General features: G+C 62.4%; 23 protein-coding genes. 17 read left to right on the top strand and 6 right to left on the bottom strand.

Translation table 11 applies throughout. The annotated features are described in order from the left end of the window. Positions 1–65 precede the first annotated feature (65 nt). The 5 genes from pcnB to ACNPAA_RS15790 all read left to right on the top strand — a co-directional run bounded on the left by pcnB (position 66) and on the right by ACNPAA_RS15790 (position 4,198). Positions 66–1,556, top strand: a complete 1,491-nt coding sequence (pcnB, locus tag ACNPAA_RS15810; RefSeq protein ID WP_041211098.1) for a polynucleotide adenylyltransferase PcnB — start codon at positions 66–68, stop codon at positions 1,554–1,556. 10 nt (positions 1,557–1,566) lie between these two features. Next, positions 1,567–2,064, top strand: coding sequence for a 2-amino-4-hydroxy-6-hydroxymethyldihydropteridine diphosphokinase (gene folK / locus ACNPAA_RS15805; RefSeq protein ID WP_279987617.1), 498 nt, complete (start codon positions 1,567–1,569; stop codon positions 2,062–2,064). A 20-nt stretch (positions 2,065–2,084) separates the two neighbouring features. Then, positions 2,085–2,879 (top strand): 3-methyl-2-oxobutanoate hydroxymethyltransferase, encoded by a 795-nt coding sequence (gene panB / locus ACNPAA_RS15800; RefSeq protein ID WP_039040847.1) that lies wholly within the window; start codon positions 2,085–2,087, stop codon positions 2,877–2,879. Between the two features lie 96 nt (positions 2,880–2,975). Continuing rightward, complete coding sequence (gene panC / locus ACNPAA_RS15795) at positions 2,976–3,830, top strand: pantoate--beta-alanine ligase (protein WP_039040846.1); 855 nt, start codon at positions 2,976–2,978, stop codon at positions 3,828–3,830. Between the two features lie 20 nt (positions 3,831–3,850). Then, complete coding sequence (locus tag ACNPAA_RS15790; RefSeq protein ID WP_010675576.1) at positions 3,851–4,198, top strand: putative quinol monooxygenase; 348 nt, start codon at positions 3,851–3,853, stop codon at positions 4,196–4,198. A 60-nt stretch (positions 4,199–4,258) separates the two neighbouring features. On the opposite strand, the gene ACNPAA_RS15785 is transcribed toward ACNPAA_RS15790, so the two are convergent. From ACNPAA_RS15785 to hpt, 3 genes are all read right to left on the bottom strand, one after another. Further along, positions 4,259–5,032 (bottom strand): ABC transporter permease, encoded by a 774-nt coding sequence (locus tag ACNPAA_RS15785; RefSeq protein WP_010675577.1) that lies wholly within the window; start codon positions 5,030–5,032, stop codon positions 4,259–4,261. Beyond that, entirely contained in the window at positions 5,029–5,946 is a 918-nt protein-coding gene (locus tag ACNPAA_RS15780; RefSeq protein ID WP_045521939.1) for an ABC transporter ATP-binding protein, read from the bottom strand. The genes ACNPAA_RS15785 and ACNPAA_RS15780 overlap by 4 nt, the downstream gene beginning before the upstream one ends. Before the next feature lie 112 nt (positions 5,947–6,058). Next, positions 6,059–6,589 carry a hypoxanthine phosphoribosyltransferase gene (gene hpt / locus ACNPAA_RS15775; protein ID WP_010675579.1) on the bottom strand — a complete coding sequence of 177 codons (531 nt, stop codon included), beginning with the start codon at positions 6,587–6,589 and terminating at the stop codon, positions 6,059–6,061. A gap of 201 nt (positions 6,590–6,790) precedes the next feature. Here hpt and ACNPAA_RS15770 point away from each other — a divergent pair, with 201 nt between their 5' ends. Beyond that, positions 6,791–7,405 carry a TetR/AcrR family transcriptional regulator gene (locus ACNPAA_RS15770; RefSeq protein ID WP_029314803.1) on the top strand — a complete coding sequence of 205 codons (615 nt, stop codon included), beginning with the start codon at positions 6,791–6,793 and terminating at the stop codon, positions 7,403–7,405. A 73-nt stretch (positions 7,406–7,478) separates the two neighbouring features. Here the strand turns inward: ACNPAA_RS15770 and ACNPAA_RS15765 are convergent, their stop codons facing one another. Both ACNPAA_RS15765 and mpl read right to left on the bottom strand, forming a co-directional pair. Next, positions 7,479–8,090, bottom strand: coding sequence for a flavin prenyltransferase UbiX (locus ACNPAA_RS15765; protein ID WP_042864976.1), 612 nt, complete (start codon positions 8,088–8,090; stop codon positions 7,479–7,481). Beyond that, the gene (gene mpl, locus ACNPAA_RS15760) at positions 8,087–9,457 is read right to left on the bottom strand and encodes a UDP-N-acetylmuramate:L-alanyl-gamma-D-glutamyl-meso-diaminopimelate ligase (RefSeq protein WP_417891858.1); all 1,371 of its coding nucleotides are present in this window, start codon (positions 9,455–9,457) and stop codon (positions 8,087–8,089) included. Before mpl ends, ACNPAA_RS15765 begins: the two co-directional genes overlap by 4 nt. Positions 9,458–9,690: 233 nt before the next feature. On the opposite strand from mpl, the gene ppa reads away from it, so the two are divergent. Continuing rightward, positions 9,691–10,221 carry an inorganic diphosphatase gene (gene ppa / locus ACNPAA_RS15755; RefSeq protein WP_005335667.1) on the top strand — a complete coding sequence of 177 codons (531 nt, stop codon included), beginning with the start codon at positions 9,691–9,693 and terminating at the stop codon, positions 10,219–10,221. Positions 10,222–10,246: 25 nt separating this feature from the next. Here ppa and ACNPAA_RS15750 read toward each other — a convergent pair whose 3' ends face one another. Then, on the bottom strand, positions 10,247–10,597 hold the full coding sequence (locus ACNPAA_RS15750; RefSeq protein WP_010675583.1) for a hypothetical protein: 351 nt from the start codon (positions 10,595–10,597) through the stop codon (positions 10,247–10,249). A gap of 123 nt (positions 10,598–10,720) precedes the next feature. Between ACNPAA_RS15750 and ACNPAA_RS15745 the strand changes: the two genes are divergently transcribed. The 10 genes from ACNPAA_RS15745 to ACNPAA_RS15700 form a co-directional block, all read left to right on the top strand. Next, positions 10,721–11,599 (top strand): hypothetical protein, encoded by an 879-nt coding sequence (locus tag ACNPAA_RS15745; RefSeq protein WP_161470259.1) that lies wholly within the window; start codon positions 10,721–10,723, stop codon positions 11,597–11,599. A gap of 205 nt (positions 11,600–11,804) precedes the next feature. Further along, positions 11,805–12,347: a YtfJ family protein gene (locus tag ACNPAA_RS15740; RefSeq protein WP_010675585.1), complete on the top strand. Its 543-nt coding sequence runs from the start codon at positions 11,805–11,807 to the stop codon at positions 12,345–12,347. 43 nt (positions 12,348–12,390) lie between these two features. Then, on the top strand, positions 12,391–12,681 hold the full coding sequence (locus ACNPAA_RS15735; protein WP_080768013.1) for a hypothetical protein: 291 nt from the start codon (positions 12,391–12,393) through the stop codon (positions 12,679–12,681). Positions 12,682–12,717: 36 nt separating this feature from the next. After that, the gene (locus ACNPAA_RS15730; protein ID WP_161470260.1) at positions 12,718–13,314 is read left to right on the top strand and encodes a DUF2796 domain-containing protein; all 597 of its coding nucleotides are present in this window, start codon (positions 12,718–12,720) and stop codon (positions 13,312–13,314) included. Positions 13,315–13,318: 4 nt separating this feature from the next. Continuing rightward, a complete protein-coding gene (locus tag ACNPAA_RS15725; protein ID WP_139737276.1) occupies positions 13,319–14,005 on the top strand; it encodes an ABC transporter ATP-binding protein in 687 nt (228 codons plus the stop codon). Positions 14,006–14,063: 58 nt separating this feature from the next. Further along, positions 14,064–15,311: an ABC transporter permease gene (locus ACNPAA_RS15720; RefSeq protein WP_039040840.1), complete on the top strand. Its 1,248-nt coding sequence runs from the start codon at positions 14,064–14,066 to the stop codon at positions 15,309–15,311. A 31-nt stretch (positions 15,312–15,342) separates the two neighbouring features. Then, a complete protein-coding gene (locus ACNPAA_RS15715; RefSeq protein WP_010675589.1) occupies positions 15,343–15,819 on the top strand; it encodes a DUF3299 domain-containing protein in 477 nt (158 codons plus the stop codon). A gap of 121 nt (positions 15,820–15,940) precedes the next feature. Continuing rightward, positions 15,941–16,789: a TIGR03899 family protein gene (locus tag ACNPAA_RS15710; protein ID WP_069784204.1), complete on the top strand. Its 849-nt coding sequence runs from the start codon at positions 15,941–15,943 to the stop codon at positions 16,787–16,789. Positions 16,790–17,026: 237 nt separating this feature from the next. Further along, positions 17,027–18,643 (top strand): PAS domain-containing methyl-accepting chemotaxis protein, encoded by a 1,617-nt coding sequence (locus ACNPAA_RS15705; protein WP_113979156.1) that lies wholly within the window; start codon positions 17,027–17,029, stop codon positions 18,641–18,643. A 651-nt stretch (positions 18,644–19,294) separates the two neighbouring features. Beyond that, the coding region (locus ACNPAA_RS15700) for a transposase (protein ID WP_135681578.1) at positions 19,295–19,676 on the top strand (382 nt) is incomplete at its 3' end.

Here is a 19,676-nt window from a genome sequence, read left to right as displayed (position 1 = left end):
AAGGGGAAGCAGGCCACACCGTTTCTCATTTGGTTGGGGCTGAGCTATGATAGGCCGCTATTTTTTTGGCCTCCCGTCAATTTGAAGTCATAACGAGGTGTACCATTTTTTCCCAGATCGCAAACTTTTGCCGCAAAGTGCTCGGCAAGGAAGACGGCGAGCAGTCGGTGGAGTCCCCCATTCCGGCCCGTGTCGCCGGACAGCGCCGTACCTTGAGCCGTGACCAGCACCCGATTTCGCGCAAAGAGATCAGCGAGAATGCCCTCAAGGTGCTCTATCGCCTGAACAAGGGGGGCTATGAGGCCTACCTGGTCGGCGGCGGCGTCCGTGACCTGCTGCTCGGGAAGACCCCCAAGGATTTCGACATCGCCACCGACGCGACGCCGGAGCAAATCAAGGCGCTGTTCAGCAACTGCCGCCTCATCGGCCGCCGTTTCCGCCTGGCCCACATCGTCTTTGGTCGTGACGTGATCGAAGTGGCCACCTTCCGGGGCCACCACCATCAGGTCAATACCAGCAAGCATGTGTCGGCCCAGTCCGATGAAGGCATGCTGCTGCGGGACAACGTCTACGGCACCATCGAAGAGGATGCCGAGCGTCGCGACTTTACCGTCAACGCCCTCTACTACAGCGCCAAGGATTTCACCCTGCACGATTTCGAGGGTGGGCTGGAAGACCTGGCCGCGCGCAGACTGGAGCTCATCGGCGACCCCGAGACCCGCTACCGGGAAGATCCGGTGCGGATGCTGCGTGCCGTGCGCTTCGCCGCCAAGCTCGACATGACCATCAGCCCGCGCACCGCCGCGCCCATCCGGGAGCTGGCCCCGCTGCTGCAGGACATCCCGGCCGCCCGCCTGTTCGAGGAGACCCTCAAGCTGTTCCTGGCGGGGGATGGGCTGGCCACCTACAAGCTGCTGCGGGAATACGGGCTGTTCCAGCCGCTGTTCCCCCAGGTAGCCGCCCTGTTCACGCCCCACGGCAACTCGCCCTACGAGCAGTTCATCGAGCAGGCGCTGATGGACACCGATGCCCGGGTCCGTGAAGAGAAGCGCGTCACCCCCGCCTTCCTCTACGCCACCCTGCTGTGGGGCGCCGTCGAGGCCCGCGGCCGGGTGCTGGAAAACGAGAGCGGTCTGCCCTGGTACGATGCCTTCATGCTGGCCATCAACGAGGTGCTGGACAACCAGGTGCGGATCATCGCCGTGCCGCGCCGATTCACCACGGACGTGCGCGACATCTGGGCCCTGCAGCAGCGCCTGACCCGCCGCCAGGGCAAACACCCCGAGCGCGCCATGGAGCACCCGAAATTCCGTGCGGCCTTCGACTTCCTGTTGCTGCGCAACCGGGTCGAGCGCGGCCTCGGCGAGCTGGCGAGCTGGTGGGAGCGCTATGTGGCCTCCAACCCGGACGTGCGCCCGCAACTGCAACGGGAGGCGACCCGCCGCCCGGCGAGCGGCGAGCGCGCCGACTCCCGCAGCGGTGATGGCGAGAAGCGCAGCGGCAATGGCCGCAACCGCCGTCGCCCCCGTCGCCGCAAGCCGAAGTCGGCAGAGTAAGGATCCGCCGATGATCGAGGTCTTCGTCGCCATCGGCTCCAACCTGGCCGACCCCCTCGGCCAGGCTCGTCGCGCCATCGCCGCGCTGGCGACCCTGCCCGAGTCCGAGCTGCTGCAGACCTCCCACCTTTACGGCAGCCGCCCCATGGGCCCTGCGGATCAGCCGGACTACGTCAATGCCGTGGCGCGCCTTGCCACTCGCCTCAGCCCCCTGACGCTGCTGAACGAGCTGCAGCGCATCGAGCAGGCACAGGGGCGAGTGCGCAAGGATGAGCGCTGGGGCCCCCGGACCCTGGATCTCGATCTGCTGCTGTACGGCGACGAGGTCATCCGGCATGAGCGCCTGACGGTGCCTCACTATGGCATGAAGGAGCGGGAGTTCGTCCTGCTGCCCCTTGCCGAGATAGCCCCCTCCCTGGTGCTGCCCTGCGGCACCCCGCTCACCGAACTGGTTGCCCGCTGCCCGCGCAATGGACTCGCGATCCTGGCCGGTGCAGCAGGCGAGTAGAGAAGAGTAGGAACAACGTAATGAGCAAGATCACCACTACCCACCTGCAGAAGATGAAGCAGGACGGACAGAAAATCACCGCCATCACCGCCTATGACGCCACCTTCGCCAAGCTGTTCGACGACGAGGGCGCCCAGGTGCTGCTCATCGGCGACTCCCTCGGCATGGTATTGCAGGGCGGAGACGACACCCTGGCGGTCAGCATGGACGAGATGGTCTATCACACCCGCTGCGTGGTGCGCGGCACCACCAATGCCCTGGTGGTGACCGACATGCCGTTCATGAGCTACGCCACCCCGGAGCAGACCTACCAGAACGCGGCGCGCCTGATGGCGGCCGGTGCCCGCATGGTGAAGATGGAAGGGGGGGACTGGCTGTGTGACTCCATCCGCCACCTCACCCGTAACGGGGTGCCGGTGTGCGGCCATCTCGGCCTGACCCCGCAATCCGTCCACGTGTTTGGCGGCTTCAAGGTGCAGGGGCGCGACGAGTTCCACGCCCAGGAGATCTACCGCCAGGCGCTGGAGCTGCAAGCGGCTGGCATCCAGTTGCTGGTACTCGAGTGCGTGCCCGTCTCTCTGGCAGAGCGCATCACCAAGGCGCTGCGCATTCCGGTGATCGGCATCGGTGCCGGCCCTGCCACCGACGGCCAGATCCTGGTGATGCACGATGCCTTCGGCATCACCTCCGGTTATGTGCCCAAGTTCACCAAGAACTTCCTGGCCGAGACCGGTGACATGCGTGCCGCCATTCGTCTCTACGTGCAGCAGGTGAGCGAGGGGACCTTCCCCGGCCCCGAGCACTGCTTCAACTGACTTTCTGTCGTCATGAGCGCGGGGGCCTGTGCCCCCGTCTCTCACTCCCCCCTGACGACCCCCTCTTTTATTGATTCATCTGAAGGTGAACTGACGATGTTGGTTGTGAACAATCCCGCCGCGCTGCGCGAGCAGATCGGTCAATGGCATCGCGAAGGCCGCGCCATCGCATTCGTGCCCACCATGGGCAATCTGCATCAGGGTCATCTCACCCTGGTCGAGGAGGCCCGCCGCCATGGCGACAAGGTGGTGGTCAGCATCTTTGTGAACCCCTTGCAGTTCGACAAGGCCGAGGATCTCGCCAACTACCCCCGCACCCTGGAGCAGGATTGCGCCGCCCTGGAGGCCGCCGGTGTCGACCTGGTCTTCACCCCGACGCCGGAGATCATGTATCCCCAGGGGCTCGCCAGCCAGACCTTCGTCGAGGTGCCCGGCATCTCCAGCCTGCTGGAAGGGGCGCTGCGTCCGGGGCATTTTCGCGGGGTCAGCACCGTGGTCACCAAGCTGTTCAATCTGGTACAGCCGAACGTGGCCTGCTTTGGCGAGAAGGATTACCAGCAGCTCGCGCTCATTCGCAAGATGGTGGCCGACATGGCCATGCCCATCGAGATCGTGGGCGTGCCGACCGTGCGGGCCGAAGACGGGCTTGCCCTCTCTTCGCGCAACGGCTATCTGACCGCTGCCGAACGGGCCATTGCCCCCGAGCTCGCGCGCACCATGAACTGGATTGCCGGGCAGATTGAAGCGGGGAACAGTCACCTTCCCTCCCTGGTTGCCCAGGCCAGCCAGCGCCTCGACAACGCGGGATTCAGGACGGATGCCATCGACATCGTCGATGCCGACACCCTGGAATCCGCCAGCGCCGAGAGCCAGCGCCTGGTGATCCTGATGGCCGCCTATCTGGGCAAGGCCCGCCTCATCGACAACCGGGTCGTCGCCCTGCGGGGTTGAGACACGGCAAGGAGACCACGATGTCCAAGAAGGTTTACTGCATCGCCCAGTTCCAGCCCAAGCCGGGCCAGGAGCAGGCCCTGTTCCGCGTCCTGCAAGGGCTCGAACCCGACACCCTGCGTGAAGATGGCTGCCTGCAGTACATCGTCACCCGCCATATCCAGAGCCCCTTTGCCGAGGGGGAGAGCTTCCCCATCGTCTTCAACGAGATCTGGCGCGACATGGCGAGCTTCGAGGCCCACTGCCAGCGCGCCGGTATCAAGGCCTTCTTCGAGCGCTACTGCCTCGCGGATGATGGCCTCGCGGCCAAGTGGAACGTCTGCGTCTACAGCGACGAGCCCGCGGACTACGATGCCCCGGCCCTCTGAGACCGACATGTGCAAATAAAAAGGCGCCCGAGGGCGCCTTTTTGCTGGCAGGTGCGCGCCTCAGTGGCGCAGACCGGTGCCGCGGGAGATGAGCCACCAGGCCATCCCGTAGAGCACCAGGATGAAGCCGATGATGATGAGATAGGCGGTGCCGAGGGGCACGTCGGAGATCCCGAGGAAGCCGTAGCGGAACGCGTTCACCATGTAGATGATGGGGTTCACCTGGGAAACCCCCTGCCAGAACGGCGGCAGCAGGGTGATGGAGTAGAAGACGCCCCCCAGATAGGTCAGGGGAGTCAGGATGAAGGTCGGGATGATGCTGATGTCATCAAACGACTTCGCGAACACCGCGTTGATGAGCCCCCCCAGGGAGAAGAGGATGGAGGTGAGCAGCACGGTCACGCAGACGCTGAACAGGTGATGGATCTGCAGCGGCACGAAGAACAGCGACACCAGGGTGACGATGAGGCCGACACAGAGGCCGCGCGCCACGCCACCGCCCACATACCCCGCGATGATGATGTAGTTGGGCACCGGCGCCACCAGCAGCTCCTCCACGTTGCGCTGGAACTTGGCGCTGTAGAAGGAGGAGGCGACGTTGGAGTAGGAGTTGGTGATGACCGACATCATGATGAGGCCGGGCACGATGAACTCCATGTAGCTGAAGCCACCCATGTCACCGATGCGCGAGCCGATGAGGTTGCCGAAGATGACGAAGTAGAGGCTCATGGTGATGGCGGGCGGCACCAGGGTCTGGATCCAGATCCGGGTGAAGCGGCTCACTTCCTTGGCCAGAATGCTCTTGAAGGCGATGTAATAGGTCATGGGGTTCATGCTTTGCGACCCTCCTCTACCAGATTGACGAACAGCTCTTCCAGCCGGTTCGCCTTGTTGCGCATGCTGAGCACCTTCACCCCCTGGGCGGAGAGCTGCTCGAACAGGCTGTTGAGGGACTGGCTCTTCTCCAGCTCCACTTCCAGGGTGTTCTCATCCTGCATCCGGCCGTTGAACTCGGGCAGGGCCGGAACGCTGGAGCCCGGCACCAGATCCAGCAGGAAGGTCTCGCGACCCAGCTTGCCGAGCAGGCTCTTCATGCTGGTGTTCTCGATGAGACGGCCCTTGTCGATGATGCCGATGTTGCGGCACAGCATCTCGGCCTCTTCCAGGTAGTGGGTGGTCAGGATGATGGTCACCCCCTGCTCGTTGAGATCCTTGAGGAAACTCCACATGGAACGGCGGATCTCGATGTCCACCCCGGCGGTCGGCTCATCCAGGATCAGCAGCTTGGGCTCATGCATCAGGGCGCGGGCGATCATCAACCGGCGCTTCATGCCACCGGAGAGAGTGCGGGCCGCCATGTCGCGCTTGTCCCACAGATCGAGCTGACGCAGGTACTTCTCGGCGCGCACCTTGGCCTCGGCCCGCGGCACTCCATAGAAACCGGCCTGGTGAGTCACTATCTGGCTCACCTTCTCGAACTGGCTGAAGTTGAACTCCTGGGGCACCAGGCCGAGCTGGGACTTGGCCAGCTCCAGATCGGTATCGATGTCATGACCGAATACCTTCACCTTGCCGGCACTCTTGTTGACCAGTGAGCTGATCACGCCGATGGTGGTGGATTTGCCCGCCCCGTTGGGACCGAGCAGGGCGAAGAAATCCCCCTGTTTGACGGTGAGATCGATGCCCTTGAGGGCTTCGACGCCCCCCTGATAGGTCTTCTTCAGACCGCTGATTTCCAATGCGTTCATTGCAACCCCTGTGATGGATGAGCCCATCTCGAGACAGAAAAGGCGGCTGTGACGCCGCCTGAAGACAGTCGATGGCGGGCCGGCCAGCCTGCCTTGCTACTTCGGACCCGGCTTACTCTTGCGGTACGACCTTGCCGATGAAAGGCAGGTTACGGTACTTCTGGGCGTAGTCAATGCCACAGCCCACCACGAACTCGTCCGGGATGGAGAAGCCAAGCCAGTCCACCGGCACCTGAACCTCGCGGCGGGACGGTTTGTCCAGCAGGGTGCAGATGGCCAGGGATTTCGGCTCGCGCAGGGAGAGGATCTCGCGCACCTTGTTGAGGGTGTAACCGGTGTCGATGATGTCCTCCACGATCACCACGTCCTTGCCTTTGATGTCGTCATCCAGATCCTTGAGGATGCGCACGTCACGGGTGCTGTGCATACCGGAGCCGTAGCTGGAGGCAGTCATAAAGTCCAGGGTGATGGGCAATTGGCACTGACGGCAGAGATCCGCCAGGAAGACGCAGGAGCCGCGCAGCAGGCCGATCATGACCACTTCCTCGGAGCCCTGGTAACGGGCGGTAATCTCTTCACCCAGCGTGGCGATCCGGGCTGCAACCTCGGCCTCGGGGATCATCACCTCGACAATGTGTTTCATCACATACTCCAATAATGACCAAAGGGTTATTGGCCGTTCATTAACGTCAAAACCGAGGATTCTACCACTCCAACCAGTGGGCGTCAGGCATACGTGATGCTTTTATCGGCTTATTTTAATTGATAGAGTTAGCAAGCCTTCGGGCATTATCGGTGACAATACTATAAACACCATAATCAATAACTATTAGATGAAAAAACTATGGAACCACGCGCAGAAATAAGACGTCGAACCCGGCTTTCGCCGGAGGCTCGCCGTGATCAATTGATGGAGTGTGCCGTCGAGGTATTTTCCCGTCGCGGCATCGGCCGTGCGGGGCATGCCGAGATAGCCGAACAGGCAAAGGTCTCGGTTGCGACCGTTTTTAACTATTTCAATACTCGTGAAGATCTGGTCGACGAAGTGCTGACAGAAATCGAAGCCTTCGTACAGCAGATCCTCGAACAGGCCTACAACGGTCAGGGCTCCGCCAGGGAGAGCATTCACCGCCACGTGAAGCTGTTCGTTGACGCCGCCTATGACAAGCCCGATCACGCCAGCATCTGGCTGGAGTGGAGCTCCTCGGTGCGGGAAGAAGTGTGGCCTCGCTACACCCGGCTGCTGGACAAGGCGCTGGAGCGCATTGCCCCCCACCTGCAACGGGCCATCGACAACGGCGAGATTCAGAGCGTGCTGTCGGCGCAGGATCTGGCCCGCTCCCTGACCGGTTTTGGCTATGTGATGATGCAGATGATCAATCAGCCGCAGCGTCCGAGCCGGGAAGAGGTGACGGATTTCCTGTTCAAGTACGTGACGGCCCCCATCCAGGCCAGCTGACTCGCGCAGATGTTGACAAAGCGGCGCCGGGCTTTACAGCCCGGCGCCGCTTTTTTGTCCGCTCCCCGCCGTATCAGTGGTTTGCATAACCCCAGCGACTGGTCAACTCATGCTCAACACCCAGGTGGTCGAGGATGCGGGCGACCATGAAGTCCACCAGATCCTCGATGCTTTTGGGTTCATGGTAGAACCCTGGCGCCGCCGGCATGATGGTCACACCAAGACGGGCAAGCTTGAGCATGTTCTCCAGATGGATCGCCGAGAAGGGGCTCTCCCGGGGAACCAGAATCAGCTGGCCCCGCTCCTTGATCACCACGTCCGCCGCCCGCTCCAGCAGGTTGTCCGAGGTGCCGTTGGCAATGGCCGAGACGGTGCCCATGGAGCAGGGGCAGACCACCATCTGTTTGGGGGCCGCCGAGCCGGAAGCCACCGGCGAGAACCACTCCTCCTTGCCGCAGGCGACGATCTGACCCTCTTTGGCACCATAATGGCGACAGAGGTACGCCGACAGCTCCCTGGGGGAGCCCGGCCAATCCTGCTGCTGCTCGGTCTTGAGCACAACCCTGGCCGCCGAGGAGGCGAGCAGGAAGACCCGATAGTCCGCCTGCACCAGGCATTCCAGCAGGCGCAGGGCATAGGGAGCGCCGGAGGCGCCGGTCAGCGCCAGAGTGATGGCCTTGTTCATGATGTGCTCTGCTGCTCCTTGAGGCGGGCGATCAGCTTGTCGTGAATGCCGCCGAACCCGCCGTTGCTCATGATCAGAATATGATCCCCTGGGCGGCTCTCGGCCACCAGGGCGCCAATCAGGGCGTCAAGGGCCTCGAATACCCGGGCAGGCCGGGTCATGTGGGCCGTCACCTCCCCCAGATCCCAGCCGATGTTGGGGGGCTGGAAGAAGAACACTTCGTCGGCACCGTCGAAGCAACCGGCCAGCTCCTCCTTGTGAACCCCGAGCTTCATGGTGTTGGAGCGGGGCTCCAGCACCGCCAGGATGCGAGCCTTGCCCACCTTGGCGCGCAGTCCGCCCAGGGTGGTCTCGATGGCGGTGGGGTGGTGGGCGAAGTCATCGTAGACGCTGATGCCGGCCACTTCCCCTTTCAGCTCCATGCGCCGCTTGGGGGACTTGAACTGGCAGAGGGCGTTGATCCCGTGCTCCACCATGACACCGGCATGACGGGCGGCGGCGATGGCCATCAGACCGTTGTTGACGTTGTGCTCTCCGATGCACTCCCAGTGCACCTCCCCCTGCTTGACCCCATCCAGCCACACCTCGAAGGCGGAGCCGTCGTCCGCCAGCTTGACCGCCTTCCACTTGGCGTCGTCCTGACCCACCAGCTCCACCTCGCTCCAGCAGCCCATCTCGCGCACGGCGGTAAGGTTGTCATCGCCTTTGGGGAAGAGCACCCGGCCGTTGCTCGGCACGGTGCGCATCAGGTGGTGGAACTGGCGCTGGATGGCGGCGAGATCCGGGAAGATGTCCGCGTGGTCGAACTCCAGGTTGTTCATCACCAGGGTGCGCGGGTGATAGTGGACAAACTTGGATCGCTTGTCGAAGAAGGCGCAGTCATATTCGTCCGCTTCAATCACAAAGAAGGGAGCCGAGCCGAGACGGGCGGAAACCGGGAAGTTGCCCGGCACGCCGCCGATGAGGAAACCGGGTTCCAGCTTGGCATACTCCAGCACCCAGGCCAGCATGCTGGCGGTGGTGGTCTTGCCATGGGTGCCCGCGACGGCCAGCACCCAGCGATCTTTCAGCACGTGCTCCAGCAGCCACTGGGGGCCGGAGATATAGGGCAGATTGCGGTCCAGCACATATTCCACACAGGGGTTGCCACGGCTCATGGCATTGCCGATCACCACCAGATCCGGCGCCGGATCGAGCTGGGAGGGGTCGTAGCCTTCGGTCAGTTCGATGCCCTGTTGCTCGAGCTGGGTGCTCATGGGGGGATAGACGTTGGCGTCGGAGCCGGTCACCCGATAGCCAAGCTGTTTTGCCAACACCGCCAGACCACCCATGAAGGTGCCGCAGATCCCGAGAATGTGAATGTGCATACCGCTGCCTTTTCCAGTAAAGGGAGTGCGCATTCTAGGGTCTGTTGACCCGGTGGCACAAGCCGCGCCCATGGGGAGCGAAGGCATCCGCGCCCGCAGACGACAGAAATCGGGCAAGCGCAGGTAAAAGCCACCCTCCAGCACGCCACCCGGCCCTTGAAATATGGTCATTTGACGGGACATCGCTATAATGTCGGCCTGCAAACTTGACTCCAACACTCAAAGGAAACGTCATGAGCCTGAACCTGGTACCGGCCGGCAAGAGCCTGCCTGACGACATCTACGTCATCATCGAAATCCCGCAGAACGCCGACCCGATCAAATACGAAGTCGACAAGGACAGCGGCGCCATCTTCGTTGACCGTTTCATGTCCACCCCGATGTTCTACCCGTGCAACTACGGTTACGTGAACGCCACCCTGTCCCTGGACGGGGATCCGGTCGACGTGCTGGTTCCGACTCCCTACCCGCTGCTGGCCGGCTCCGTCATCCGCTGCCGCCCGGTCGGCGTGCTGAAGATGACCGACGAATCTGGCGAAGACGCCAAGATCGTGGCCGTTCCCCACTCCAAGCTGACCAAGCAGTACGATCACATCCAGGATGTGAACGATCTGCCCGAGCTGCTGAAAGCCCAGATCCAGCACTTCTTCGAGCGCTACAAAGAGCTGGAAGCGGGCAAGTGGGTCAAGGTGGAAGGTTGGGGCGACAAGGCCGCTGCCGAAGCCGAAATCAAGACCTCTGCCGAGCGTTACGCTGCAAAATAAGCGTATTCCTCGCAAAAAAGGCGCCTTATGGCGCCTTTTTTATGGGGCGTTGCGGGGACGCTCCGGGGGGATCCCCCTGGATATAGAGGTCGCGCCCATTTTGCCGATAGGGGCGGTAATAGTCATCACCGCAGCGATATTCCTGACCGGCACCTCCCACCAGATCGCAGTTGACCGGCAGCACCTCCAGCCACTTGATGGCCTGCTGGAATCGCAGCCACTCCTGCCATTCATGCTCCCGGGCCAGCTGATCCCGCAGGGCGAAGGTATCCGCGCTGGACAATCCCTGATTGACGATGACCTGCCCCGCCAGCGCCGGCGTGGCCACCAATATCAGCAGAAACCGTGAAACAAGCTTCATGATGATTTCCCCCATGACTTATTTCCTGAATTAAATTTAAAGTCAGATCAGATAATTACCAATATATCTGTCACCAGACCAATCCAAATGCCGGTCACTCACCTAGTTGTTTATTATCAACCCAGGCGGAGGCGCACCATGAAACTGGCACAAGGCTTTCTGTGCAGTCTGCTCTTCGGCACCATGGCGCAGGCCAACGAGATCAACCTGAGCTGGCAGTGGCAATCTGCGGATGGTCAGCAAAAGCACCTGCAATTGACGGCGGATGAGCGCACCTTTTCAGCCAGCCGTCACGAGATGACACAGCTCGACACCGCCCTCAACTTCCCGCTGGAAACACTCTACTCCTACATCAGTCCGCGCCTCTACAACAGCATCAACCAGATCAACCAGCACAGCCCGGAGACGGCCACCAAGTTCCGCAACCTGGAACAGGCCTTTACCCTGCACGACAGCAGCCTCGAATCCGCCCAGTTCTGGCAGGCCTACCGGCAATATCAGGAGGACGCCTTCTACGAGATGCGGGTCCAGCCCTGCGTGCACCCGGCCAACCAGAAGCTGCCCTGTGTGCGCCCCAACTACTCCCAGCTGTTCTATCAGTTCAAGGGAGACCTCAAACCCCTGGCACAGCAGTTTTCGGCCAAGGATCTCGCCACCAGCGTCACCCTGCTGCAGGAGTGGCTGAGCGGCATCCCCACCCCGCCCGAGCAGATGGACCACTTCGCTCCGCCCTTGCAGGCCCTGCAGGACAACAAGGCCGACAGCGACGAGAAGGCGCTGCTCATGGCCAGTCTGCTGGCGGAGCTGGCGCCCCAGTACAGCCTCAGCATCATCTATCCGAACATCAGCATCGGCAGCGTCTCGCCGGCCTGGCTCGCCATCACGGCCGACAGCGGCCTTGAGGGAGACACCCTGGTGATCGGCAATCAGCGCCACGTGCTGCTCACCGGTTCTCCCCTGCTGGCCCAGCAGATAACGATGGCCCAGATTCCCTTGATCAGCGAACCGCTCTACTAGCCTCTTCTGACCATCACTTGCTTTTGATGGATGACATGCCATCCTTGCCGCCGTCATTGGGGGGATGGCGACCATGTTGACAAGATCACCGTCGCACCCTGCATTATTTAACACTTTTTAAACAGATCCGATCAGTTTAGGATGTTCAGGGTCCCATTCCCTCGACCCAAAAATCGTTATAACATCACAAAGGAGTGTCATCCGGATGAAACATCTCGTGCTTACTCTGGCGCTGCTGCCAACCCTGGTCATGGCCCACAACATCAAGGAATCAACCCAGGTGCCGCTGGTCAACATCAGCGACAAGGGGGAGCTGGTGCTCAAGGAGAAGGAGATCAGCTATCAGCCCTGGCAGAGCAAGGTCCTGACCGGCAAGGTCTTCCTGATCCAGCACATCGCGGGTCGCTCCAGCGCCAAGGAGCTCAATGCCCCCATGATCGAGGCGATCAAGGCGGCCAAGCTGCCCCACGACAAGTACCAGACCGTCACCATCATCAACAGCAATGACGCCATCTGGGGCACGTCCGGTTTCGTGAAGAGCAGTGCCGAGGACAGCAAGAAGGAGTTCCCCTGGTCCGCCATGGTGCTGGATGCCAAGGGGATGGCCCGCAACGCCTGGGCGCTTACCCCGGAAAGTTCGGCCATCATACTGCTGGATAAAGAGGGCAAGGTGCTGTTTGCCAAAGATGGCCAGCTCGATGCCGCCGAGATAACCAAGGTGATGGGGCTCATCCAGTCCCATCTCTGAATCAGAGAGAAGGGCGCTGATGGCGCCCTTTCCACAAGGGTCTATGGGTCGTTCCACACTGACAATCTGGGTGTTGCTGCTGGGCTGGTTGTGGATGCAACCGGCGCTGGCACAGCACCCTCTTGAAGCAGCCCTGCCCGATCACGGTCATGCCTGCACCCTCTGCGTCCTGCATCTGGATGGCAAGCTGGCACTGACGCCGACCCCCGTTCTCCCTCCCCTCTCCTCTGGCATCGACCGGTATATCGGCACTCCCCAACCGAGGGCGGCCACCGGCACCACGGGACATCGCCGTATCCGCGCCCCGCCGCCCCTTCATTGTTTCTTTTTTTGAACCAATCTTTTCTCTATTTATTCAAAAGGATTAACGATGAAAGCAGTCACCCTGTTGCTGGCCGCTGCCGCCTTCGGCGCCCAGGCCAATCACGACGAACACGAAAGTCACAGCCACGGTGCCCATGAGCACGGTCACGGTCACCTCAACCTGGTACTCGACGGCAACCAGCTGATGATCGAGTTGCAAGCCCCTGCCGCCGATCTGGTGGGCTTCGAGCATGCCGCCAACACCGATGAGGAGAAAGCGCAGTATGCCAAGGCGGTGGCCCGCCTCCAGCAGCCCGACGCCCTCTTCCGTTTCGACCCGGCCGCCGGCTGCAAGCTGACCCAGCAAGAGCTGCAGGAAGCCAAGGAAGATCATGACCATGAGCACGAGCACGAGCACGAGCACGAGCACGAGCACGACAAGGCTGATGGCGCTCACGATGAACACCATCACGACGACGCGGGCCATGCGGACATGGGGGCCATGTACACCTACACCTGCGCTACCCCGGCCAAGCTCACCGGTCTCGAGGCCACCCTGTTCAGCCTCTACCCGAGCCTGGAGAAGCTGAGCGTGCAGGGCATACTGCCCACCGGCCAGACCGCCGCCGAACTGACTCCGTCCGCCAACAAACTGGGCTGGTAACACCATGAAACATGCCGTGGTTGAGATCCGTGATCTGGCCTTTGCCTGGCCGGGTCACGAAGCCGTCCTCGATCTGCCCGCCCTTCGCATCCACGAGGGTGAGCGCGTCTTCATCAAGGGCCCATCGGGTTGTGGCAAGTCCACCCTGCTCGGGTTGCTGGCCGGCATCCAGACCGCCAACCACGGCACCCTGGAGGTGCTGGGCCAGCCCCTGGCCCGGCTTTCCGGCCGCGCCCGTGACCAGTTCCGGGCGGCCAATCTGGGGTACATCTTCCAGCAGTTCAATCTGCTGCCGTTTCTCTCGGTGCAGGACAACGTCACCGCTGCCCTCACCTTTTCACCCGCCAAGCGGGCCCGCCTGGCAGGGAGCCCCGAGCAGGAGGCGCGCCGCCTGCTGGCAGAACTGCAACTGCCGGATGAGGCACTCCATCGCCCCGTCCACGCCCTCAGCATCGGCCAGCAGCAGCGGGTTGCCGCCGCCCGCGCCCTCATAGGCTCCCCTCCTCTGGTGATAGCCGACGAGCCCACCTCGGCCCTGGACACCGACAACCGGGCCGCCTTCATCCGGCTGCTGTTCGAGGAGTGCGACAAGCAGGGGTCTACCCTGGTCTTCGTCAGTCACGATCCCTATCTGGAGCCCCTCTTCCCCCGGGTGGAGAACCTGCAACAGCTCAACCGGAGGGCGGCATGACCACACGCCATCATCTCGCAGCCCATCCGGCCATCTCCCCTTCACTGCGGAGGCTTTCATGCTGAAACTCGCCCTGCAAAGTCTCTGGGCCCGTCGCCTCACCGCCGGGCTCACCCTGCTGGCCGTCGCCATCAGCGTCACCCTGCTGCTCGGGGTGGAGCGGGTGCGCAGTCAGGCACGGGACAGCTTCGCCAACACCGTCTCCGGCACCGATCTCATCGTCGGCGCCCGCTCCGGCCAGGTGAACCTGCTGCTCTATTCGGTGTTTCGCATCGGCAACCCCACCAACAACGTGGGCTGGGACTCCTACCAGGCCATCAAGGCCAGGCCCGGTATCGCCTGGACCATCCCCCTCTCCCTTGGCGACTCCCACAAGGGGTTTCGCGTGCTCGGCACCAATGGGGACTACTTCACCCACCTGAAGTACGGCCAGCAGCAGGCGCTCGTCCTGCGCGAAGGTCGCCCTTTCGAAACACCGTTTGAAGCGGTGCTGGGTGCCCAGGTGGCCGAAAAGCTCGGCTATCACCTGGATCAATCCATCGTCATCGCCCATGGCGCCGGCAACACCTCGTTCAGCCAGCACGACAACATGCCGTTCAAGGTGGTGGGGATCCTGGCCCCCACCGGCACCCCCATCGATCGCACCATTCATGTGCCGCTGGCGGGCATAGAGGCGATCCACCTGGGCTGGGACACCGGTCGTCACAGCAAGAACGTGACCCCGGAACAGGCGATGGCGCTGGATCTCACCCCCAAGACCATCACCGCCTTCATGGTGGGGCTGAGCAACCGGATCCTGGCGTTCCAGTTGCAGCGCAGCGTCAACACCTATCCCAGGGAGCCCCTGATGGCCATCCTGCCGGGAGCCGCCCTGCAGGAGCTCTGGGGGCTGATGAGCGTGGCGGAGACCGCCCTGTCGGTGATCGCGGGCTTCGTGGTGGTGGCGGGCCTCATCGGCATGCTGACCACCCTGCTCGCCGGCCTCAACGAGCGGCGCCGCGAGCTCGCCATTCTGCGCTCGCTGGGGGCGGGCCCTGCCCACCTCTTCCTGCTGCTGGCGCTGGAGGCGATGGCGCTCACCACGGCGGGCATCGCCCTCGGGGTGGCCGCGCTCTATCTCGGTCAGGGGCTTGCTAGCCCCTGGCTGCTCAGCCACTATGGCCTGCAAATGAGCCTGGGTCTGCCGAGCGCCTATGAGTGGCAACTGCTGGGCCTGGTCTGGCTGGCGGGCATGGTGATCGGGCTGCTGCCTGCCGCCCGCGCTTACCGCTACAGCCTGAGCGACGGCATGAGCATTCGCGTCTGACCCGACGCATCCGACCAAGAGAGAAGAACAGATGATGAAGTGGAAAATAGTGGCGCTGCTGGCCAGCCTGCTGGTGCTGCCTGCCATGGCTGCAGATTACAAGACCATCGACTGGGATATCCTCATCCCGGAGGGGGAAAAACTGCTGCCACCGCCCCAGGTCAGCCATGATGGCGACTTCTCCTCGGTGCCCCAGCCGGTGGGGGGCGTCAACAAGAAGCTGGACAATCAGGAGGTGCGGATCCCCGGGTTCGTGGTGCCCCTGGAAGGGGATGCCAAGACCATCACCGCCTTCCTGCTGGTCCCCTACTTCGGCGCCTGCATTCACGTGCCGCCCCCGCCCACCAACCAGGTGATCTACGTGAGCTACCCCAAGGGGGCGCCGGTGGATGACCTCTGGGACGCCATCTGGGTCAAGGGCAAGATGCACACCGTCAGCTCCAGCCACGAGATGGCCACCGCTTCCTACTCCATGGACGCGGTCGAGGTCAGCGTCTACGAAGAGTGAGCCCCTGATGGCCTCCCCCGGGAGGCCATTTTTTTATCCCGTGACGACCCCGGCAAAGGGATTGTTCATGGATCTGGTTGGAGTAACATTCACTACCAGACCTTGCCATCACGGAGCCAGCATGGCTGACCTGCCCCCCAAGAAAGAGAGTTCCATCCTGAGCAGCCAGGAGCAGACCCTGCGCCTGGCCCGCAGCCGCGGCATCGATGGCATGCTCACCCGCAACAGCGACAGCACCTTCGAGCAGCGCGCCACCTTTCGCCAGTTGGCGGAGCAGGCTACCCGCCAGCGCAATCTGGAATCCATCATGGTGATGGCCGCGCGCCACTGCGAAGAGACCGCCGCCGGCGGCGAGATAGACAGCGACTGGCTCACCCGCTTCCTGCAACTGGCCGAAGACATCAGCATGACCCCCATGCAGCAGTTGTGGGGCCGCATCTTCGCCCTGGAAGTCGCCACCCCGGGCCGCTTCTCCATCCGTGCCCTCAACACCCTCAAGGAGATGACCCAGCGCGAAGCCCAGCTGTTCCAGCGCATCTGCGCCCTCTCCTGCCACTACGAGGGCAGCGACGAGCAGCGTCTGCTGCTGGGCATGCACAAGGGGGCCAGCCTGCTCAGTCGCGCCAAGGTCACCCGGATGGGGCTCGGCAAATACCGGGTGCCCTACAGCGCCCTGCTGCTGCTGTGTGATCTCGGGCTGCTGCACCGTGGCGAGCTCGAATCCGGTCCCCTGCCCGCCGACGGGGTCGAGCTGGCCTTTGGCAACCAGCGCTGGCGTTTGCGCCAACGCCAGAGCAACCTCACCCTGCTCTATTACCGGCTCACCCCCATCGGCAACGAGCTTGCCCTGCTGCTGGACGAGCCCCCTTTAGAGGAGTACCTGCAGGATCTGAAGACCCTGCTCTCCACCCACCTGCAGATAGAGACCCAGATGTCGGCCCCGGTCAGCGAGCCGGATCTGCCCGCCTGAGGCTGGCGGAGGCCCAGGCCCCGCCTTGCCAAATTGCGAAACCCGCCACGCCATTGCCAAAACGGCTCCCAAAAAGCGAATCCTGACGGCAGGGGCAGACGCGAGCCCGGGCCATGTTCCCCCCTCTGCGGGTTTTGAGCACAAAAGAGACATATAGAACGCAATTTAAGCGTTTTTGGGCACTCTGGTGTACGAATTGCAACCAGACTCTCTTTCCTCTGTCAGGCAGGAAGTACCATGAGAGTCAATCAACCCGTTACCCAGCGTGAGCGCCTCTACCCGTCGCACCAGAACCTGATCTCCACCACGGATCTGGAGAGCCGCATCACCTATGCCAACGACGAGTTCTGCCAGATAGCCGGCTTCACCCTGGAGGAGCTGCAAGGGGCCCCTCACAACCTGGTCCGCCACCCCGACATGCCGCCCCAGGCGTTTGCCGACATGTGGCGCCATCTGCGGGAAGGCAAAAGCTGGATGGGCCCGGTCAAGAACCGCTGCAAGAACGGGGATCACTACTGGGTCAACGCCTTCGTCACCCCCAGCGACAAGGTGGTGGAGTACCAGTCGGTGCGCACGGCGCCGGACGACGCGGTCAAACAGCGTGCGGAGCGGGTCTATGACGAGATGCGCCGCGGCAAGACCCCCCGGGCCCTGCGCCTGCCCCCCTGCTGCCACACCCTGGGGATCCACCTCTGCCTGATGGCACTGCTGGCCAGCCTGGTCACCCTCGGCTATCAGCACGGCCCGGGCTGGCCTCTGCTCATCGGTGCCCTGCCCCTGGTGGTTGCGCTCGTCATCTGCCAGACCCTCTCCCGGCGCCTCGCCCGGCTGGAGACCCTGGCCCGCCACCGTTTCGACAACCCCTTGATGCAACTGCTGTATACCGGCCGGGTCGATCGTCTGGCTGCCGTCGAGCTCGCCATGAAGATGAATCAGGCCGAGTTCAATGCGGTGCTGGCCCGCACCCAGCAGACCTGCCAGCAGATCGTGCAGGCGGCGCAGACGGATCTGAACAATGCCGAGTCCATCACCGGCAACCTGCAACAACAGCAGGCCCAGACCAACCAGGTCGCGACCGCCATCACCGAGATGACGGCGTCCATTCGCGAAGTCTCCCACAGCTCGAGCGCCTCCTCGGACAGCCTGGACAACACCGCCGTGCTGTTTCGGGAGGGCAATCGCAGCGTGCTCGATACCGTGGCGGCGGTGGAAGGGGTTCACGGCGAGCTGCTCACCTCCCGCGCCGTGATAGAGGCGCTGGCCAGCCAGTGCCGCGCCATCGACGGCATCCTGGACGTCATCAACAACATCGCCAACCAGACCAACCTGCTGGCCCTCAATGCGGCCATCGAGGCGGCCCGGGCGGGCGAGTCCGGTCGCGGCTTCTCGGTGGTGGCGGACGAAATCCGCACCCTGGCCATCAAGACCCAATCCTCCACCGGCGAGATCCAGCAGATGATAAGCCTCTTGCAGGCCAGCGCCGACGATGCCCAGCAGGCCATGGCGCAGGGGGAGCAGCTCTCCGCCAGTTGCCGCCTCAAGGCCTCCGCCACCGGCGACGTGCTGCAGCAAATAAGCGATCGCCTGCTGCAGGTGACCGCCGGCAGCAACCAGATAGCCCAGGCGGTGCAGGAGCAATCCCTGGTCACCCAGGACATCCACCACAGCGTGCTGAACATCAAGCGCCTCGCCGATGACTCCAGTCAGGGCAGTCAGCATGCAGTGCAGGGGGTTGTGGCGCTGGTGCGGCAACTCGGGGAACTGGAGCGGCTGGTGCGCCAGTTTCAGCAACGCCCCTCCCCCCATGCCGCCAGTGCGCCCTTGCCTGGCGACCAACCCCTGCTCGCCCGCTAAGCCTTCAAGGAGGAAACCAGACCCAAAGACCGTGCGCTAACAACAAAAAGGGCCCCTGTCGTCACCGGCAGCGGGCCCATTTATCTCTTGTGAAAAGTGCGGTTCTGGCCGTATGGGTACGCCCATACCATCACTGCCCCAACCTTGATGCCCTCGTCCTGGCTTCTACACCACACCTCACTCAACAGAGTGACAGCCCCGCAGTTCATTTCCCCGTCCAAATGCGCAGCGAGCATTAAAGCAGCTCAATTTATTGATCTTGCCCGAGAAATCATTCACTCCCCCTTCCCTAAAAAGCTCCGTTCGGTAACATGGCCAGCAGGATCACCTCTCGTCGGAGCAGCCATGAACCAGACCAGAGCCACACCGCAGAGAAAGAGCAACAGACTGGAGGCTGGAATTCAGGGGCGGTAGCGTGCTTTTTGCAGTTTGGCGCTGCGCGTAGCAAAGCCCGATAGACGAACATGAACACGTCAACCAGAGCGAAATAAATATGGAGTGGGCCGTTCGGTAAAAATTTGCAGATACGTTTCGCGGTAAACGTTGGGCTTCACTTCGTTCAGCACCAACCTACGATTTTTAGGGAAGGTGCGAACAAGTTCCTGATATGAGATCATCATGTTCATCCGGAGCGCATCCCAGAGGGACATCATGAGCCATCAACTCACCTTCGCCGATAGTGAATTCAGCACTAAGCGCCGTCAGACCCGAAAAGAGATTTTCCTCTCCCGCATGGAGCAGATCCTGCCATGGCAGAATATGACCGCTGTCATCGAGCCGTTTTATCCCAAGGCGGGCAATGGCCGACGGCCCTATCCGCTGGAGACCATGCTACGCATTCACTGCATGCAGCATTGGTACAACCTGAGCGATGGCGCGATGGAAGATGCTCTGTACGAAATCGCCTCCATCCGTCTGTTTGCCCGGTTATCCCTGGATAGCGCCTTGCCGGACCGCACCACCATCATGAATTTCCGCCACCTGCTGGAGCAGCATCAACTGGCCCGCCAATTGTTCAAGACCATCAATCGCT

This window comes from Aeromonas sp. PS2Canimalfood6, from assembly GCF_048276795.1.
Taxonomy (GTDB): Bacteria; Pseudomonadota; Gammaproteobacteria; order Enterobacterales; family Aeromonadaceae; genus Aeromonas; species Aeromonas caviae.
This window is presented reverse-complemented; position numbering and strand designations above follow the sequence as displayed.

Excerpts from the sequence above, each read along its gene's own strand:
- ACNPAA_RS15770 (WP_029314803.1), top strand. The coding sequence starts at position 6,791 with ATGGAACCACGCGCAGAAATAAGACGTCGAACCCGGCTTTCGCCGGAG.
- mpl (WP_417891858.1), bottom strand. The coding sequence starts at position 9,457 with ATGCACATTCACATTCTCGGGATCTGCGGCACCTTCATGGGTGGTCTG.
- ACNPAA_RS15750 (WP_010675583.1), bottom strand. The coding sequence starts at position 10,597 with ATGGGGGAAATCATCATGAAGCTTGTTTCACGGTTTCTGCTGATATTG.
- ACNPAA_RS15725 (WP_139737276.1), top strand. The coding sequence starts at position 13,319 with ATGAAACATGCCGTGGTTGAGATCCGTGATCTGGCCTTTGCCTGGCCG.
- hpt (WP_010675579.1), bottom strand. The coding sequence starts at position 6,589 with ATGAAACACATTGTCGAGGTGATGATCCCCGAGGCCGAGGTTGCAGCC.
- ACNPAA_RS15710 (WP_069784204.1), top strand. The coding sequence starts at position 15,941 with ATGGCTGACCTGCCCCCCAAGAAAGAGAGTTCCATCCTGAGCAGCCAG.
- ACNPAA_RS15745 (WP_161470259.1), top strand. The coding sequence starts at position 10,721 with ATGAAACTGGCACAAGGCTTTCTGTGCAGTCTGCTCTTCGGCACCATG.
- ACNPAA_RS15705 (WP_113979156.1), top strand. The coding sequence starts at position 17,027 with ATGAGAGTCAATCAACCCGTTACCCAGCGTGAGCGCCTCTACCCGTCG.
- ppa (WP_005335667.1), top strand. The coding sequence starts at position 9,691 with ATGAGCCTGAACCTGGTACCGGCCGGCAAGAGCCTGCCTGACGACATC.
- panB (WP_039040847.1), top strand. The coding sequence starts at position 2,085 with ATGAGCAAGATCACCACTACCCACCTGCAGAAGATGAAGCAGGACGGA.
- ACNPAA_RS15780 (WP_045521939.1), bottom strand. The coding sequence starts at position 5,946 with ATGAACGCATTGGAAATCAGCGGTCTGAAGAAGACCTATCAGGGGGGC.
- ACNPAA_RS15765 (WP_042864976.1), bottom strand. The coding sequence starts at position 8,090 with ATGAACAAGGCCATCACTCTGGCGCTGACCGGCGCCTCCGGCGCTCCC.
- ACNPAA_RS15735 (WP_080768013.1), top strand. The coding sequence starts at position 12,391 with ATGGGTCGTTCCACACTGACAATCTGGGTGTTGCTGCTGGGCTGGTTG.
- ACNPAA_RS15785 (WP_010675577.1), bottom strand. The coding sequence starts at position 5,032 with ATGAACCCCATGACCTATTACATCGCCTTCAAGAGCATTCTGGCCAAG.
- ACNPAA_RS15730 (WP_161470260.1), top strand. The coding sequence starts at position 12,718 with ATGAAAGCAGTCACCCTGTTGCTGGCCGCTGCCGCCTTCGGCGCCCAG.
- ACNPAA_RS15790 (WP_010675576.1), top strand. The coding sequence starts at position 3,851 with ATGTCCAAGAAGGTTTACTGCATCGCCCAGTTCCAGCCCAAGCCGGGC.
- panC (WP_039040846.1), top strand. The coding sequence starts at position 2,976 with ATGTTGGTTGTGAACAATCCCGCCGCGCTGCGCGAGCAGATCGGTCAA.
- ACNPAA_RS15720 (WP_039040840.1), top strand. The coding sequence starts at position 14,064 with ATGCTGAAACTCGCCCTGCAAAGTCTCTGGGCCCGTCGCCTCACCGCC.
- folK (WP_279987617.1), top strand. The coding sequence starts at position 1,567 with ATGATCGAGGTCTTCGTCGCCATCGGCTCCAACCTGGCCGACCCCCTC.
- ACNPAA_RS15715 (WP_010675589.1), top strand. The coding sequence starts at position 15,343 with ATGATGAAGTGGAAAATAGTGGCGCTGCTGGCCAGCCTGCTGGTGCTG.
- ACNPAA_RS15740 (WP_010675585.1), top strand. The coding sequence starts at position 11,805 with ATGAAACATCTCGTGCTTACTCTGGCGCTGCTGCCAACCCTGGTCATG.